The organism is Stenotrophomonas veracruzanensis, assembly GCF_032911525.1.
In the GTDB taxonomy this organism is placed as follows: Bacteria; Pseudomonadota; Gammaproteobacteria; order Xanthomonadales; family Xanthomonadaceae; genus Stenotrophomonas; species Stenotrophomonas africana.
Window position 1 is genome coordinate 106,679 of the sequence record NZ_JAWJTI010000008.1, and the last position, 15,787, is coordinate 122,465.

General features: G+C 66.2%; 12 protein-coding genes. 10 read left to right on the forward strand and 2 right to left on the reverse strand.

Annotated features, from left to right (window positions below; all coding sequences use genetic code 11):
• Window positions 1-2: 2 nt before the first annotated feature.
• The 8 genes from R1H25_RS08430 to R1H25_RS08465 all read left to right on the forward strand — a co-directional run bounded on the left by R1H25_RS08430 (window position 3) and on the right by R1H25_RS08465 (window position 9,824).
• A complete protein-coding gene (locus R1H25_RS08430) occupies window positions 3-959 on the forward strand; it encodes a FecR domain-containing protein (protein WP_317223336.1) in 957 nt (318 codons plus the stop codon).
• Window positions 960-1,141: 182 nt separating this feature from the next.
• Window positions 1,142-4,264, forward strand: a complete 3,123-nt coding sequence (locus R1H25_RS08435) for a TonB-dependent receptor domain-containing protein (RefSeq protein WP_317223337.1) — start codon at window positions 1,142-1,144, stop codon at window positions 4,262-4,264.
• A 54-nt stretch (window positions 4,265-4,318) separates the two neighbouring features.
• Window positions 4,319-5,083, forward strand: a complete 765-nt coding sequence (locus R1H25_RS08440) for a Slam-dependent surface lipoprotein (protein WP_057501563.1) — start codon at window positions 4,319-4,321, stop codon at window positions 5,081-5,083.
• A 90-nt stretch (window positions 5,084-5,173) separates the two neighbouring features.
• A complete protein-coding gene (locus R1H25_RS08445) occupies window positions 5,174-6,628 on the forward strand; it encodes a porin family protein (protein WP_317223338.1) in 1,455 nt (484 codons plus the stop codon).
• A 149-nt stretch (window positions 6,629-6,777) separates the two neighbouring features.
• Window positions 6,778-7,182, forward strand: coding sequence for a response regulator (locus R1H25_RS08450; protein WP_057501565.1), 405 nt, complete (start codon window positions 6,778-6,780; stop codon window positions 7,180-7,182).
• Between the two features lie 9 nt (window positions 7,183-7,191).
• Entirely contained in the window at window positions 7,192-8,778 is a 1,587-nt protein-coding gene (locus R1H25_RS08455) for a PAS domain-containing protein (protein WP_317223339.1), read from the forward strand.
• A 71-nt stretch (window positions 8,779-8,849) separates the two neighbouring features.
• A complete protein-coding gene (locus R1H25_RS08460; RefSeq protein ID WP_049448040.1) occupies window positions 8,850-9,191 on the forward strand; it encodes a type II toxin-antitoxin system prevent-host-death family antitoxin in 342 nt (113 codons plus the stop codon).
• A 3-nt stretch (window positions 9,192-9,194) separates the two neighbouring features.
• Window positions 9,195-9,824, forward strand: coding sequence for an AAA family ATPase (locus tag R1H25_RS08465; protein WP_317223340.1), 630 nt, complete (start codon window positions 9,195-9,197; stop codon window positions 9,822-9,824).
• Window positions 9,825-9,918: 94 nt separating this feature from the next.
• Here the strand turns inward: R1H25_RS08465 and proP are convergent, their stop codons facing one another.
• Complete coding sequence (proP, locus tag R1H25_RS08470) at window positions 9,919-11,406, reverse strand: glycine betaine/L-proline transporter ProP (protein ID WP_317223341.1); 1,488 nt, start codon at window positions 11,404-11,406, stop codon at window positions 9,919-9,921.
• Window positions 11,407-12,002: 596 nt separating this feature from the next.
• On the opposite strand from proP, the gene R1H25_RS08475 reads away from it, so the two are divergent.
• Complete coding sequence (locus R1H25_RS08475; RefSeq protein ID WP_025874400.1) at window positions 12,003-12,419, forward strand: host attachment protein; 417 nt, start codon at window positions 12,003-12,005, stop codon at window positions 12,417-12,419.
• A 5-nt stretch (window positions 12,420-12,424) separates the two neighbouring features.
• Window positions 12,425-12,748, forward strand: coding sequence for a thioredoxin family protein (locus R1H25_RS08480; protein ID WP_317223342.1), 324 nt, complete (start codon window positions 12,425-12,427; stop codon window positions 12,746-12,748).
• A gap of 125 nt (window positions 12,749-12,873) precedes the next feature.
• Here R1H25_RS08480 and R1H25_RS08485 read toward each other — a convergent pair whose 3' ends face one another.
• Window positions 12,874-15,195, reverse strand: coding sequence for an autotransporter outer membrane beta-barrel domain-containing protein (locus tag R1H25_RS08485; RefSeq protein WP_317223343.1), 2,322 nt, complete (start codon window positions 15,193-15,195; stop codon window positions 12,874-12,876).
• Between the last annotated feature and the right edge of the window lie 592 nt (window positions 15,196-15,787).

Here is a 15,787-nt window from a genome sequence, read left to right on the forward strand (position 1 = left end):
CCATGAACACGTCCGAACCCTCGCCGCGTCAGGCCAGGCAGGCGTTGCGCTGGGTGATCCGGTGCAGTGCAGGCCCGCTGCCGGAACGCCAGCAACGAACCCTGCAGCGCTGGCTGCAGGCCGACCCTTGCCATGCGCTGGCCTGGCGCCAGCAGCAGGCCTTCTGGCAAGGCTTGGATGCCGCCGGGCCGGAGGTGCTGGCCGCGCTGCCCGGGCTGACGGCTGATCGCCAAGGGCTGCGCCCGATCGCACCGCGTCGTCGCCTGCCGTGGCTGCTGGCCAGCGCAGCCGCGGTGGTGCTGATGGTTGCCGCTGCGCCACACGCGCTGCTGCTGGCACGCAGCGACCTGCGCAGCAGCGATGCACCGCGCGTGGTGCAGCTGGAGGACGGCAGCACCGCCGTGCTCGATGCGGGCACCGCATTGGCGGTTGAGTTCGATGGCCAGCGGCGCCACCTGCGCCTGCTGCGCGGCCAGGCCTGGTTCCAGGTGGTGCATGAACAGCGACCGTTCCAGGTCGAGGCCGGCGGTGGCCAGATCCGTGACATCGGCACCGCCTTCAGCGTGTCGATGCAGGACACCACGGTCGTGACCCAGGTCAGCGAGGGCGTGGTCGATGTGCGCCCCGGCGATGGCAGCGTACAGCGCCTGCATGCCGGGCAGGCACGTGTGTTCCGTGACGGTCGCTGGCTGCAGCCGCTGCGGCAGGCCGATCCGGATGCCGTGGCGCCGTGGCGGCGTGGCGAGGTAGTGATCGACGACCAGCCGGCCGCGCAGGCCATCGCCGATCTCGCGCGCTACCGTCGTGCGCCGGTCTGGGTACTGGGCGGGCAGGGCGCGGACGTACGGGTCAGTGGCCTGTTCCATCTGCAGCAACGGGAGGCCGCCATCGATGCGGTGGCCGCGCAGGCTAGGCTGCGTGTGCAGCGCTTGCCCGGCGGCGCGCTGGTGTTGTGGTGAGGCTCGCGCAATGCCCGGATGAACCGGTCGCATGAAAAAAACATGAAAAAACCGTGGGCAATCGCCACATCGCGCTGTCTATAGAGGTGTAGCCAGAGCGAAACACCGTTTCTCCTCAAGCCAGACATGCCACCGGCACCGGATGTGCCCGTGGTTCCGCCACGCTTGAGGAGTTCCTGTCCATGCCGTCCACGGCATCCGCCTGTCATCGTCGCGTCACCGCCCTGGCCCTGGCCATCTCGACTGCATTGCTGCCGCTGGCCTGGGCGCCGGGTGTGCAGGCGCAACCGGCGGTCGTCGCGCCGTCGCGCCAGTACACGATTCCGGAACAGCCCCTGGCCGACGCCGTGCGTGCCTTTGGCCGCCAGGCCGATGTGCAGGTGGTGTTCCGCAGTGACCTGGTGGAGGGCCGCCGTTCCAGTGCAGTGAACGGCGAGTACAGCCAGATGCAGGCGCTGCAGCAGCTGTTGCGCGGGAGTGGCGTGCGCGCACAGCGCGGCATGGACGGCACCTGGAGCCTGCGGGCCGCAGCGGAGGCGGGTGAAGGGGAAGGGGTACGGGTGACCGAAACACTGGACGTGGCCGGTCGCCTGCAGTCGGAAGGGGGCGAGGCGCGTGATCGGCGCGGCTACGATGATGTGTTCGCGCTGGACCTGACGACGGCGTATTCAGGGCGCGACCGGGTGGAGCGCTACCGTGGCTCCAATCCGGCCGACGTGGTCAAGGATCTGGTCGGTGTGTTCAGTGGCGATGCGCGCAACAGCGGCGCGCTGGACATCAACATCCGCGGCATCCAGGGGCCGGGGCGGGTGCCGGTCAGCATCGACGGTGGTGAGCAGGCGCTCACGGTCTGGCGCGGCTACAACGGCGTCAGCAACCGCAATTACATCGATCCCAACCTGATGGGTGGCATCCAGGTCATCAAGGGGCCAGGGCTGGTGCGTGATGTGCACAGCGGGATCGGTGGCGCGCTGGTGATCAAGACCATTGATGTCGATGACATCGTGGAAGCGGGTGAGCGCTTCGGCGGGGAGCTGAAGATCGAAGGCAGCAGCAATGCGGTGGCGCCGCGCCTGCCGCGGCTGCACACCGGCGAGGATTACCGCACCGTGCCGGGGTTCCCGCAGGGCTCGCCGAACTCGCCCTATGACGACCGCACCCTGGTGGTGCCGGTGAAATCGCGTAGTGGCAACACCCCCTTCGATGGCGAGGACCAGGCCTGGCGCCTGGCGCTGGGCGTGCGTGGCAACAACGTCGACCTGATGGCCGCCTATGCCTGGCGCAAGCGCGGCAACTACTTCTCCGGGTCCAACGGTAGCGCCTACTACGACCAGGACCGGCGCGAGCAGTTCGAGTACCAGGGCATCGACTACATCACCACGCTGGCGCGCTACTTCAAGCCAGGCGATGAAGTACCCAATACTTCCAGCGAACAGGAATCCTGGCTGGTCAAGGGCAGCTGGCAGATCAACGATGACCAGCAGTTGAAGGCGACCTGGCGGCGCACGCTGTCGCACTACGGCGAGATCATGCCGTCGCGCATCCTGTCCGCGCCGGACTATGGGCGCATCCAGTGGCCGCTCAGCCGGGTTGCGTCCGATGCCTGGAACCTGGAGTACCGCTTCCAGCCGGCCGGCAGCCGTTGGCTGAACCTCTACGCCAACCTGTGGCGCACCGAGACGGACAGCGATACCTACACCGCAGGCGGCTTCCCGAACTTCGCGCCAGGCAACCCGGCATGGAACCCGGACGCCAGCCCGATCCTGCGCAACACCGCGTTGGCCAATGCGCGCAACGACCGCACCGGCCTGACCCTGAGCAACCGCTTCGCGCTGCATTCCACCCTCGACCTGACCGTGGGTGGCAACTGGCAATACGAAAAGATCGGCTCGCGTGACCCGTACTTCGGCATCACCGATGGCTGGCGCATGTTCCCGCGTGCCGGGCGCCGCCAGGAGGGTGAAGGCTACCTCACCCTGGAGTGGCGGCCGGTCGACTTCCTCACCCTCAATGCAGGGGTGCGCTACAGCCGCTACTGGGCCTTCGACGATTTCCTGCAGGCGCATCCGGAGCTGCTGACCAAGGGCGTGGGCAGCAAGGAGGCGACCTACCGGACGAATGAACTGCCCGAGCGGCCGGCCAGCCTGCAGGCGGAGATCGACGCACTGGAGGCCGAACGCGAGTTCTGGGACAGCATCGGCATGGGTTCGGTGGTTGACGATGCACTGCATGGCCTGCTGGCGTACTACGAGACGCCGCAGGCGGTGGAACATCGGCTTCCGTGGTTGCCCGATGCCAACGGCAACTATGCCCGTGCGACCAACCCCTGTCTCAACGGCCGGGTGGCGGCCATACCCGGTGTGCTGCCGGTCTACCCCGGCAGCGACCTGGTCTGCAACATCGGCAACACCATGCAGTCGCGGCCGGTGGACGGGCGCAATGGCCGCCGCCGCGATCACGCGTGGTTGCCCACTTTCTCGGCCACGGTGAACCTGTCCAAGGCTGCGCGCGTCTACCTGCGCTACAGCGAAGCAGTGCGCTTCCCCAGCATGTTCGAAAGCACCATCGCTTTCTCCAGCAGCCTCAACCCGCTGTACACGCTCAAGCCCGAGCATGCCTACAACTACGAGCTGGGCTACGTGCACAACCTGTCGGGCCTGTTCGGCAACACCGCCGATGCCGACGTCAAGCTGGCCTACTACGTGCACAAGACCCGCAACGTGATCGAGCGCGACGCCTCCTTCCTGTTCGACAATATCGACAAGCAGACCATCCGCGGCATCGAGCTGCAGGCACGCTTCGACAACCGGCGGTTCTTCACCGATCTGGGCATCAGCCGCATCCTCGAAAACGAGGTGTGCGACGAAAGCACGGCCGTGCTGCTGGATGCCAACCGTGGCCTGGTGCCGAACTGCGTGCAGGACGGTTTCGTCAGTGGCTACCTGCTGACCCAGGCGATTCCGAAGTTGTCGGTGAACCTGTCGCTCGGTACGCGCCTGTTCGATGAGCGGTTGGAACTGGGCAGCCGCATCGTGCACTACCAGCGCCACGAAAACCCCGATCTACAGGCCTACCGCGACCGGTTGCTGGCCGGTGGCAGCAGCATGCTGTGGCAGAACGTGCCGTTCACCTGGGGCAACATCACCACCGTCGATGCATACGCGCGCTGGCGCTTCAACGAGCACGCCAGCGTCGAGCTGGTGGGCAGCAACCTCGGCAACCGCTACTACGTCGACCCGGCCACGCGCTCCACGCTGCCGGCGCCGGGCCGCACCCTCAAGCTCGGCATCACCGCGCGCTTCTGACCTTCCGCTTTCAAGCGTTGTACCCGTAGTTCCCACAACCCAAGGAGCAATACCATGAAGATGATCTCCCGTTCGGTGCTCGCTGTTGCTGCCACCTTTGCCCTGGCCGGCGCCGCGCATGCCGCTGACATCGTCGGTGCGGCCAGCCCGGTAACCAATGCCGAGCTGTACGTCGCCGTCGGCGAATCGCAGGTCAACGGTGGCCCGCACCAGGCAGGCAAGGCCGGTATCGGCGTCGGCACCGTCTCCAACGCCAAGCCCGTCGATTTCCAGGGCCTGAGCCTGTACTCGGGCACCACCACTGTCAATGGCACCGCGGTGCGCACGCTCGCCATGCCGATCACCGGCGCACCAGGCAGCCATGCCGGCATGGGCCACTTCAACTTCGTCAAGGTCGGCAGCGGCGATGTGTGGTTCGGTGAGTGGTCCAAGGATGGCGCCGCGGGTGGCTTCAACAACCGCCAGGTCTACTTCGTCGGTGACCGTGCCGGTACCACGTTGCCGGCCGGTGTGGCCACCTACAGCGTCGCGGGCCTGAACAAGTTCAACGGCAGCAACCTGCTGTCGGGCACCTTCCGTGCGGACTTCGGCAGCGGCAAGCTGCTCGGCGGCCTGACCGGTGGTGGCCTGGCGATCAACGTCAACGCCAACATCAACAGCGCCAACGCCTCGTTCGCGGGTACCGCCACCGCCAACGGCAGCGTTGCCGGCTCCACCCAGGGCCAGTTCTTCGGCGCCAACGCCGCCACCCTGGCCGGTATCGCCACGTTCACCGGCAACAGCCAGTACGACACCGCCTTCGGCGGCAGCAAGAACTGATCGCCACGCCCCTGACGGGGCAGGGCAGGGACAAGCCGCGATCCGCCAGTCCCTGCTTCGGCCCGCTGCATGCACCACCACGGATCGACCATGCGCCATTCCATCTTCCTTGTCGTACTGCTGTTGGCTGCCACCGAGGTGCGCGCCCAGCAGGACGATCTTCGACGCGTGCTTGAACAGGGCACTGAGCTGCGCCACCAGCAGCAGGACCAGCAGCGCCTGCAGCAGGCCGAGTCGGTTCGGCCGACCATCACCATCGACGGCCAGACGCTGCGCGTGGAGCGCACCGTCGATGATCTCGGCCAGGCTCTCTACCTGTCTCTGCAGCATCAGCAATGGCAGGCCGCCGCTGCGTTTCTCGACGAGTACATCGAACTGCCGGGGCATGATCCCCTGCTGCGCCACCATGCGCAGGGAGCGCTGGCACGGGTGGCCGGCAACCATCGTCGCGCGGCGAAGGAGTACGAAGCCCTGCTGGCTGCGCAGCCGGATTTTCTGCCGGCCCGCCTCGAGCTGGCGCGTGTCTATGCAGAAGACCAGCGCGATCGCGATGCGGTCGCGCTGTTCACGGCCATCGCTGCAGGCATCAATGCCGATGATCCGGCCACGGCCGGCGTCCGCGCGCGCGTGGACGGCTACCTGGGTGCCCTGCAGGCGCGCCAGCGCTGGAAAGGCGCGCTGTCCGCCGGCCCGGCATGGAGTGACAACATCAACCGCAGCTCGGCCAGCCGCACCTGCCTGTTCGGCGTGGGCGACGCCTGCATCATCGAACGGAAGCTGCCCGACACCCAGCGCGCGGCGGGTCTTGACTACGACGCCAGCCTGGAACGGCGCTGGGTGCTCAGCGGGCATCATGGGCTGTACGTGCGCGGTCTCGCCTTTGGTCAGACATGGCGCGGGCACAGTGCGTACAACGAGCTCAATGCCAACGTACAGGCGGGTTACAGCTGGCGCAGTGCGCGGCAGACCGTGCTGCTCGCCCCCAGCCATGACTACCAGGGCCTGGGCAATCACGCGCTGCAGGGCGGCAGTGGCGTGCACGCGGAATGGCAGTACGCCCTGGACGCGCGCAGCCTGCTCAAGCTGGAGGCCGACTGGAAGCGCCAGCACTATCGCCAGCAGGGCCTGGCCAGCAACTACGACGGCGAGCTGGCATCGGCGTATGCCACCTGGTTCCGCGCGCTCAACCCGCGCTGGACGGTCTTCGCAGGGCTGGATGCCACCGACAGCAGCGCCGCCGACCCGGCCAACGGTTACCGCCAGCATGGCCTGCGCCTGGGGGCGGCGCGCCAGTGGACGGGCACCACCGCCACCGTGTTCGTGTCGCTGCGCCATCGCGACTACGACGCCTGGAGTCCGTTGCTGGAGGCGCGCAGGCAGGACGACGAACAGAACCTGATCGCCATCGTCCGCAGCGAGCGCCTGGCCGTGGTGGGACTGGTACCCAGCCTGAGCCTGCGCTACGCGCGCATCGACAGCAACGTCGGCTGGCTGTACAGCCACGATCGCAGCCTGCTCAGTCTCAAGTGGGAACGCGCGCTCTGACCTGATGGCCAGCTGATGTGGTCGGGCGGCCGGGGTACGGCCGCCCACCCAGGGCCTTCATCGATCGTCACGCGTTCTTGCAGGCCGGATCGCGCATTCTGACCGCGTTGCGACCGCAGGCAGGTCGCGTGCATCGAGGAGCGTAGGGCGTGCTGGAAGTGGGCAACAAGACGGAGGGCTTGAAGGGGCTGCGCGTACTGGTGGCAGAGGATGAATTCGCCATCGCGATGTTCCTGGTCGATTACCTCGAGCTGAAGGGCGCGCAGGTAGTGGGCCCTGCTGGCGACCTGCAGGCGCTGGGGCGGTTGGTCGATACCCATCCCATCGATGTGGCGTTGCTGGACATCAATCTGGGCGGCGAACAGGTCTATCCATTGGCCGACCGCCTGGCCGAGGCCGGCACCCCGTTCCTGCTGACCTCCGGCTACGACGACAACCTGCCAAGCCGCTTCGCCAGCGCGCCGCGCTGTACCAAGCCGTATCACATTGAAGCCCTGGTGCAGCAGCTGGCCGGGCTGGTGGCGACGCCGCAGGTCTCTGCGGGCATCGCCTGATCGCGCGGCATGTCGCGCCGTCCTGAAGGCATCCGCGCCACCGAGCTTCGTGGCGGCATGCCACCTGCGGCGCACCCGCACGGGCGCCACGATGGCATGGCTGCGCGCATCGCCCGCCATGACTGGTCATCCACGCCGCTGGGAGCGTATGAGCGGTGGCCGCCACACCTGCGCGCCACCGTCGACCTGATGCTGGCCCATGGTTTCCCGATGATCGTGCTGTGGGGCGAGCAGCTGGTGCAGCTCTACAACGATGGCTATGCCGAGATCCTGGCCGACAAGCATCCCGGCGGACTCGGCCAGCCGACCCGTGAATGCTGGCCCGAGGTGTGGCATATCAACGGGCCGATCTACCAGCGCGTCTGGCAGGGCGAAACCATCACTTACGAGGACAAACTCTATCCCCTCGCGCGCCGCGGGCGGTTGGAGGATGTGTGGTTCACCATTACCTACAGCCCCATCCGTGGCGAGGAGGGGCGCGTCAGCGGCGTGCTGGTTACCATGTTCGAGACGACGGCGGCGCATGTGGCCCAGTCGGCCCGCGAACGCGAAGAGCAGAAGCGGCGGGAGGCGGACCGCCGCCTGGCATTGGCCTTCAAGGTACTGCCGGTGGGCGTCTGCATCGTCGATGCCGAGGGGTGCCTGCAGCTCTCCAACGACCAGATGCGCACCTACCTTCCCACCGGCAAGGTGCCCTCCACGGATCTGCCCAACCACCACCGCTGGCAGGGATGGCACCCCGACGGCTCGCGCATCGAACCCAGGGATTTCGCCATAGCCAGGGCCTTGCGTGGTGAGACGGTAGTGCCCGGGCTGGAGTTCCAGTTCAAGCATGACGACGGGCGCGCGCGTTGGACCCGTGTGGCCGCCGCGCCGCTGCGCGATGCAGACGGGGAGGTGACGGGCGTATTCGCCATCGCTGTGGACATCGACGATCTCAAGCGTGCCACCGAGCGCCAATCGGTGCTGCTGGCCGAACTGCAGCACCGGGTGCGCAACATCATGTCGACCATCCATGCCATTGCCTGGCGGACCCGTGAGTCGGTCAGCAGTGTGGATGATTACGCTGAACGGTTGTGCGGACGATTGATGTCGCTGGCGCGCACGCAGAGCCTGCTTACCCGTGGCGCCAACGCCGGGGTCTGCCTGCGTGGCATGCTCAATGAGGAGATCGCAGCGCAGACGCCGGTCACCGCCGCCTATCGCCTGCAGGGCGAGGATGTGCTGCTGCCACCGAAGGCGGCCGAAGTGCTGTCCCTGGCGATCCACGAATTGGCGACCAACGCCCTGCGGCATGGTGCGCTGACCCATGAGGATGGCCGGATCGACGTGTCCTGGCACCTGCAGGTGCAGGACGGACAGCCATGGCTGGGCCTGCACTGGTGTGAACGCCATGCCGCCGTGGAAGACTGGGAGCTGCCGCGCCAGCGCGGCCTGGGCCGTGCGCTGATCGAGCAGCGCGTGCCCTATGAGCTGGCCGGCAGTGGTGAACTGCACTTCGATCCGCAGGGGCTGGATGCCTGGATCCGCTTCCCACTGCGCGAGCGTGACAGCCTGCTGCAGACCGATGCGCCACAGACCGGCTCCGGCGCGTGAAACGGCATTTATATCCAATTTGGCCAAATTGGGTATAGTGGCCATTATCCACTTCTGCCTGGAGCCGTGCCATGACCCTGCCGCTGGATCTGCCTGGCCTCGAAAAGGCCCCGGCCTCGTCTGTGAAGACGAGGGGCTGGCCGAGCCTGATGCGTACCGTGCGTGAGAAGCAGGCGCTGGTCATCACCAACCACAACCACCCCGAAGCGGTGATCGTGGACATCCGCACCTACCAGGAGCTGTTGGCCAAGGCCGCCGGCAGCGATGCCGGTGAGCGCAGTGAAGAACTGCTGCGCCTGCGCAGCGAATTCGACCAGACTCTGGCTGGCCTGCAGCGCGGTGAGGGGCTGGGCAAAGTGCTGGGCCAGCCGATTCGGCGCGGCCGCAAGGTCACCCTCGGCCGTCCGCTCTGACCGATGGGGCGGATCTTGGTGCTGGCCGGCGTCAACGGCGCCGGCAAGAGTTCGTTGCTGGGAACCTGGCTGGAAGCCGAAGGCCTGGGCTGGTTCAACCCCGATTCGTTCACCCGCCGCCTGGTGGAGGCCGGTTGGCCGCTGCCCGATGCGAATGCCGAGGCCTGGCAGGAAGGCACTCGCCGTCTGCGCCAGGCAATGGCCGATGGCACGGATTTCGCCTTCGAGACCACGCTGGGCGGCAATACCATCCCGCGCCTGCTGCGCGAGGCCTGCGAACACCATCACGTTGCGATCTGGTTCTGCGGCCTGGCCACGGTGGAGCTGCATATTGCCCGCGTTGCAGGGCGTGTGGCCGCCGGCGGCCATGACATTCCAGTGGAGAAGATCCGCGCCCGCTTCGATTCGGCGCGCGAGAACCTGCTGGACCTGCTGCCACACCTGGCCGAGCTGCATGTCTACGACAACAGCGCTCCCGCCGACGCCGACGGCTGCGTCGAGCCGCTGCCGGTGCTGGCGATGGCGCATGGCCAGCTGCAGTACCCGGTGTCGGTGGCCGAGCTGCTGCATACGCCGGACTGGGCCAAACCCATCGTAATGCGTGCGATGGCGTTGGACACCGCGCGTGATTGAGGGCGCACGGGTGTAGAGCCGAGCCCATGCTCGGCTGGTCCCCGAAAGGCAGCCGAGCGCGGGCTCGGCTCCACAGCGCTGGTTCCACCCGGCCTCAGGCCGGCTTCACCTGCTCGGGCTCCGCAAAGTCCGGCAGCGGCGGCAAGATCGGGTCCACCGTCACGGGGACATCGCTCTTCAACAACGCCGCGGCTTCCCTGTCGCTGCCGACCGCCGGCGGTGAACCGCGCAGCGGCAGGCCCGCGGTCTCCTTCACGAACAGCATGGTCACCAGGCCGATCACCGCCGCGCCCATCAGGTAGTAGGCCGGCACCAGCGGATCGCCGGTACGTTCCACCAGCCATGCGGTCACCAGCGGCGTGGTGCCACCGAACAGCGACACCGACACATTGAAGGCGATCGACAGCGCGCTGTAGCGCACCGGTGTGTAGAACAGTGCCGGCAGCGTGGACGGCATCGAACTGGTGAAGCACACCAGTGCCAGGCCCAGCAGCATCAGGCCCAGAAAGATCATCCAGTCGTTGCCGCTGCCGACCAGCAGCAGGCAAGGCACCGCCAGCACCAGCAGCGCGATGCAGGCACCGATGATCATCGGGCGGCGCCCCAGTTTGTCACTGAACAACCCGCCGACGATGTTCAGCGGCATCATCACCAGCATCACGATGATGATCAGCAGCAGGCCCTTGCTCTCGGCGTAGCCCATGGTGACGCTGAGGTAGCTGGGCATGTAGGTCAGCAGCATGTAATCGGTGACGTTGAACACCAGCACCAGGCCCATGCACACCAGCAGCTGGCGGCCGTGTACCTGGAACAGTGCACCCAGCCCGGGGCGATCATGCTCGCGTTTCTCGGCTTCCTCGGCAAAGGCGCGGAACGCCGGCGTCTCTTCCAGTTTCATGCGCATGTACAGGCCGAGCAGGCCGAGTGGGCCGGCCACCAGGAACGGAATGCGCCAGCCCCAGTCCAGCATCTGCGCGTTGCTCAACAGCATGTGCAGTGCGGTGACCGTGCCCGCGCCGGCGATGTAGCCGCCCAGCGTGCCGAACTCCAGCCAGCTGCCCATCAGGCCGCGGTTGCGGTCGGTGGAATACTCGGCGATGAAGGTTGCCGCGCCGCCGTACTCGCCACCGGTGGAGAAGCCCTGCACCACGCGCGCCAGCAGCAACAGCACCGGCGCCCAGATGCCGGTGCGCTCATAGGAGGGAATCAGGCCGATCGAGAACGTGCCCAGCGCCATCAGGATCATGGTGAACGCTAGCACTTTCTGGCGCCCGTAGCGGTCGCCGAGCGGGCCGAACACCAGGCCACCCAGCGGGCGCACCAGGAACGCCACGGTGAAGGTCGCGAACGCGGCGATCACCTGTGCGGTGGGGTTGCTGGACGGGAAGAACACCTGGCCGATGGTGACGGCCAGGTAGCCGTAGACACCGAAGTCGAACCACTCCATCGCATTGCCCAGTGCAGCGGCACCGACGGCACGCTTGAGCATGGGCTTGTCGACGACGGTGATCTCGTCGACCTTCAGATGGCGGCGGCGTTTGAACCAGCCGAAATGGGCATGGGCATCGGAGTTGTCCTGCATGGGGACTCCCTTGGAAGAATGGACATGGCGTTGGAATGGGCGGTACGAATGTCCCGGAATTCGGAAACGGCGATGCTGGCGCAGCTGGCGCAGCTGGCGCAGGGGCATCGGATGGAAGACCCGGAAGGGGGCGAAAGGCGTGTGCGATGAAACGCCGCGCACGCAACACGCATTGCCCGCTGCCAGAACGCAGAGCGACATGCAGGACGAACGGATGGGTCCGATTACGTGTCAGCGCACGCGCGGGTGGGGCAGGCGCAGGGAACAGGCGGGGCAGGGCCCGCAGGCGTCATCCGCCTGGATCCAGCGCGAGGCGATGGAAAGGCGAGGGAGAGGCAATGATGGAAAGCGAAGCGCCGGTCGGCAGTGCTTCCCGCAGGCCAGCAACAGATGCTGACGTGCAGTGGGTCGTGTCGATCATGCGTTCATGATAACGGTTACAGTGTGAGCGTGCCGAGATTCGCGTCAGTACAAACGCAGCGTTCCATGTTGCCTGTTCATGCACATGACCCACGCACATCGAATGAACATGTTGTGCTCGCTTCGCTCACGCCATGGCTTTTACGGTGGTCACGAACCAACGCAAGGAGTAACGCATGACCCGTCGCATTCCCGAAGGCACCTTGGTTATCGTCGCCGATGGTGGCTCGGCCCGCGTGTTCACCAACGTCGGCAACGAGCACAAGCTCACCCTGAAACAGGAAGGCGAGCTGCGCCTGCAGGACATCAGCGAACAGGGTGTGTCCGGTCAGGGGCCATCCGGTGCGGTGCCCAAGGACATGTCGATCTCGCAGCTCAACGAGGCGACCTTCGCCAAGCAGGTGGCCGAGCAGCTCAATGAAGACGCGCTCAACAACCGTTATGCGCATCTGGTGCTGATTGCCGATCCCACCACGTTGGGCCGCATCCGTCCGTTGCTGCATAAGGAGACGCAGGCGCGCTTGCTGGCCGACATCGCCAAGGATCTTACCAACGCGCCGCTGGAAGACATCCAGCGCACGCTGCAGGCGTAACCGGCATGCCGTTCATGCGTGACCATGTGGCAGCCGAGCCGGCCCGCGCGAAGGTGGACGCGCAGGCCGGTTGGCTGTTGCTGGAATTCGGCGCACCGTGGTGCGGCCATTGCCAGGCTGCGCAACCGGCACTGCAGCCCTTCATCGAGGCACATGATTTGCCGCACTGGAAGATTGAAGACGGCAAGGGCAAGCCGCTGGGCCGCTCGTTCCAGGTGAAGCTGTGGCCCACCGTGATCCTGTTGCGTGATGGTACGGAAGTGGCGCGCGTGGTGCGGCCGGTGGATGCGGCAGATCTTGCAACGCTGCAGAGCGCGCTGCCGGATTGACAGCCTCCCGTAGCGCCGAGCCCACGCTCGGCTCAATCCGGCAGTTCCCGTAGTGCCGGAGCATACCGAAGCCGAGCGTGGCTCGGTTCTACACGCTTGAGTGCCCAAAAAGGCGAGAAGCGGTCTTACCAGCTGTAACTCACACCCACCTGCGCACTGGTCTGGTGGAAGCCACTGGCCTTCTGCAGCGACAGCCCGCCCCAGGCAACCACACCGTTGCCGAACGTCAGCGACGCACCGGCACTGAGCTCGCCACGGCTGCGCGGAATACGTGCGTCCACCACCTCGTCGTCCATGCGGATCTGCGATTCGGCGCGGGTGCGCAGCCAGTGGGCCGCGATGTACGGTTGCACTTCGGTGGCTCCATTGCCCCAGCGCGTCACGCCGGACAGGCGCAGGCCAGCGCGGCCGAACAGGCCGTCGGCATCTTCGACGGTCACCACCGTACCGTTGGCTTCGGTGTGGTGGTGAGTGTCCCAACGGCTGTAGCCCAGCTGCAGCTGCGGCTCCAAGAAGATGCCAGCATTGCCGGCACCATCCACACGGTAGGCGTAGCCGGCTTCAACGGCGCCCTGCCATGTGCGGGTGCCATAGCGCTCGTCAGCCAGGCCGATACCTTCCACGCGATTGCGGAACTGCGCGCGCTGCAGCGAGCCGTCCACGTAGAAGCCCGCATACGGGTCGGCGCCACTGCCGCCGCGCCAGGTGCCGTACACGCCCAGCGCCTTACCCTTCAACTTGCCACGGGCGTAGTAGCCGGTAAGCGTGTTGGTGGAGGTGCTGCTGGAATTGCCGCTGGACAGCGTCACGCCCACGCCGCTGCCGGTATCGTGACGCCACACATCGGCGCCCACGGTCAGTGCCTGGCTGTTGCCGCGGATGACCAGCTGACGGCTGACCGCCTCGAAACCATTGCGCGAACCCTCCACGCGTGCCCACGCACGGCCACCATTCTGGCCAGCCTCGCGCTCGTGGTAGCCGAGACGGAACATCGTCTGCGCGGCCTGCAGGTTGGCCAGATAGGCGCCGGGTTCAGGGCGCAGCACGGGCGTAGGGGCGATTGGATCGACCGGATCAACCGGACCAACCGGATCCACCGGATCAATTGGATCGACCGGATCAATCGGATCCACCGGAGGCGTGCAGCTGCTCGGATCTACGTCGCACGGATCGGGTGTAGGCGGTAGCTGTGAGCGCAGGTACCAGCTGCCATCGCCAGCCGCTCCCTTGTGCAGGAAATAGTCGTACTGCCCGCCCACGGCACGGCCAGCCAGGGTGAACTTGCCGTTCGACGCGCCGCCCACCTGGATCAGCTCAATGCCTTGGACGGTCTGCGCACCGGCACCGCCCACATTGTTGACGCGTACATGGGCGGTGCCGCTGGTATCGCCGCCGATGATCAGCTTGTCAGTGGCTGCGTTGTCGCCGGCCAGCACGGTATTGAGGACAATCGTGCCACCGCTGCCGGTGAAATCGCCGAGGATGTTCAAGACGTGGAATGCATCCGCCTGTCCAAGCGCTATCAGGCCACCCTGGTCGAGCCGCAGGCTATCGATGTGGCTGTTGGCAGTCAGTTGCCACCGCGCATCGTGTACAGCAACTGCCCGCGCCTGGTCGATCTGCCCGATCAACGTAGCGCCATCACGCAGGGTGAAATCCAGCGCGGCGCTTGAGTGGCCCACCAGGTTGCCCTCCAGATGAGAGGCAGATACCAGCAGTTCCACCCGGGCGCCAGCCTGTGCCCGCAGGAGGGTGCCGCTGCCTGCGCTCACTGTAGTACCGCCGCGCAATTCGATTGGAATGATCGCCGAGGCAGCAGGGGTCACCAGGATCGCATCCCCTGCGCTTGCCTTTACCTGGACAGCCTCCAGCAGGATGCGGCTGCCTTGAAGATCTGAATCCACGCGCAGCGCCGAAAGGGTTCCTTGGATATGACCGCCGTATGCGGCCAGCGAACTGCCGCCCTGTAGCCGCAGGCCGATGCCGTTGGAGCCCTCGCCACTCAGGTGGCTGTCACGGAGTGTCAGACTTGCGGTCCCGGACAGCGCCACTGCGGTGCCATCCGTCGCGAGAATGGATGCTCGCTCCACGTGCGCCTGCGCGGTAGGCGCATTGTCGATGATCTGCAGCCCAAGTGTGCGGCCACTGAGGGTGCTGTTGGTGATATCGGCGCTGCTGTCGGTCATGGTCATCGCGACACCGCCGGCCTGGATGTGGCTGTCGGTGATCCAGGCTTTGCTGTCCATCAGCTTCACCCCGGTACTGGCGAAGCGGTTGGTTGCCTCTACTCGCACGTCCTGGAGAAAGACCTCTGCGTTGTCACTGGCGTCCACGCCAACTTGATTTGCAGTCACCGTGGAATGGCTGACATGGACCTCGGTACCACTACGCAGCGCCTCGATGCCCGTGCCCGTTGCGATGATGTCGAGATCTTCCAGATCGCCCACGCTGTAGCGAAAACGCGCAGCTACCGTGCCTCTGCCGAGAGTGCCCAATGTTCCACCACGAACGTTGACATGTCCTCGCGTGGCGGTCACTTCATTGATGTGGGCATCGGTTGCCTCCAGACGGGAGTCGGTTACGAATGCGATCAGGGTTCGGGATTGGGCTGACAACGTGAGCAGCGCGCCATCGGTGATGAACCAGTCCTCGGCTCGGTCACCGGGCTGGACAACATGGCTTGCATCCGGCCCCGAAACGGCGCCGGCCAGCGCGTGGGGTGAAGGAACGACGAGTGCGGCCATCAGTGCAATGGGCAGCGTTCGTGCGCGCGGAAATACCGGCATCGGGCGGATTGCCATGGTGTTGGTCTTCTTGAACGGGGGGCGTGCCCCAGCCGATGCGCGAGTGGCGCTGCTCGAGCCGATAGAGTGTTGAACGCAGAGGCCGCATGCACCATGCAATTTGTTGCAAAGAGCGGGGTGCCGCGGGCGATCTTTCGCGCAACGGGAAGAAGGGCCCGCCGTGGCCGGACGCGGTTGCCAGCCGGTGTCCCTGATGTCACTCAATCGCACCGCAGCATGCCAGCGCTTCACCCCG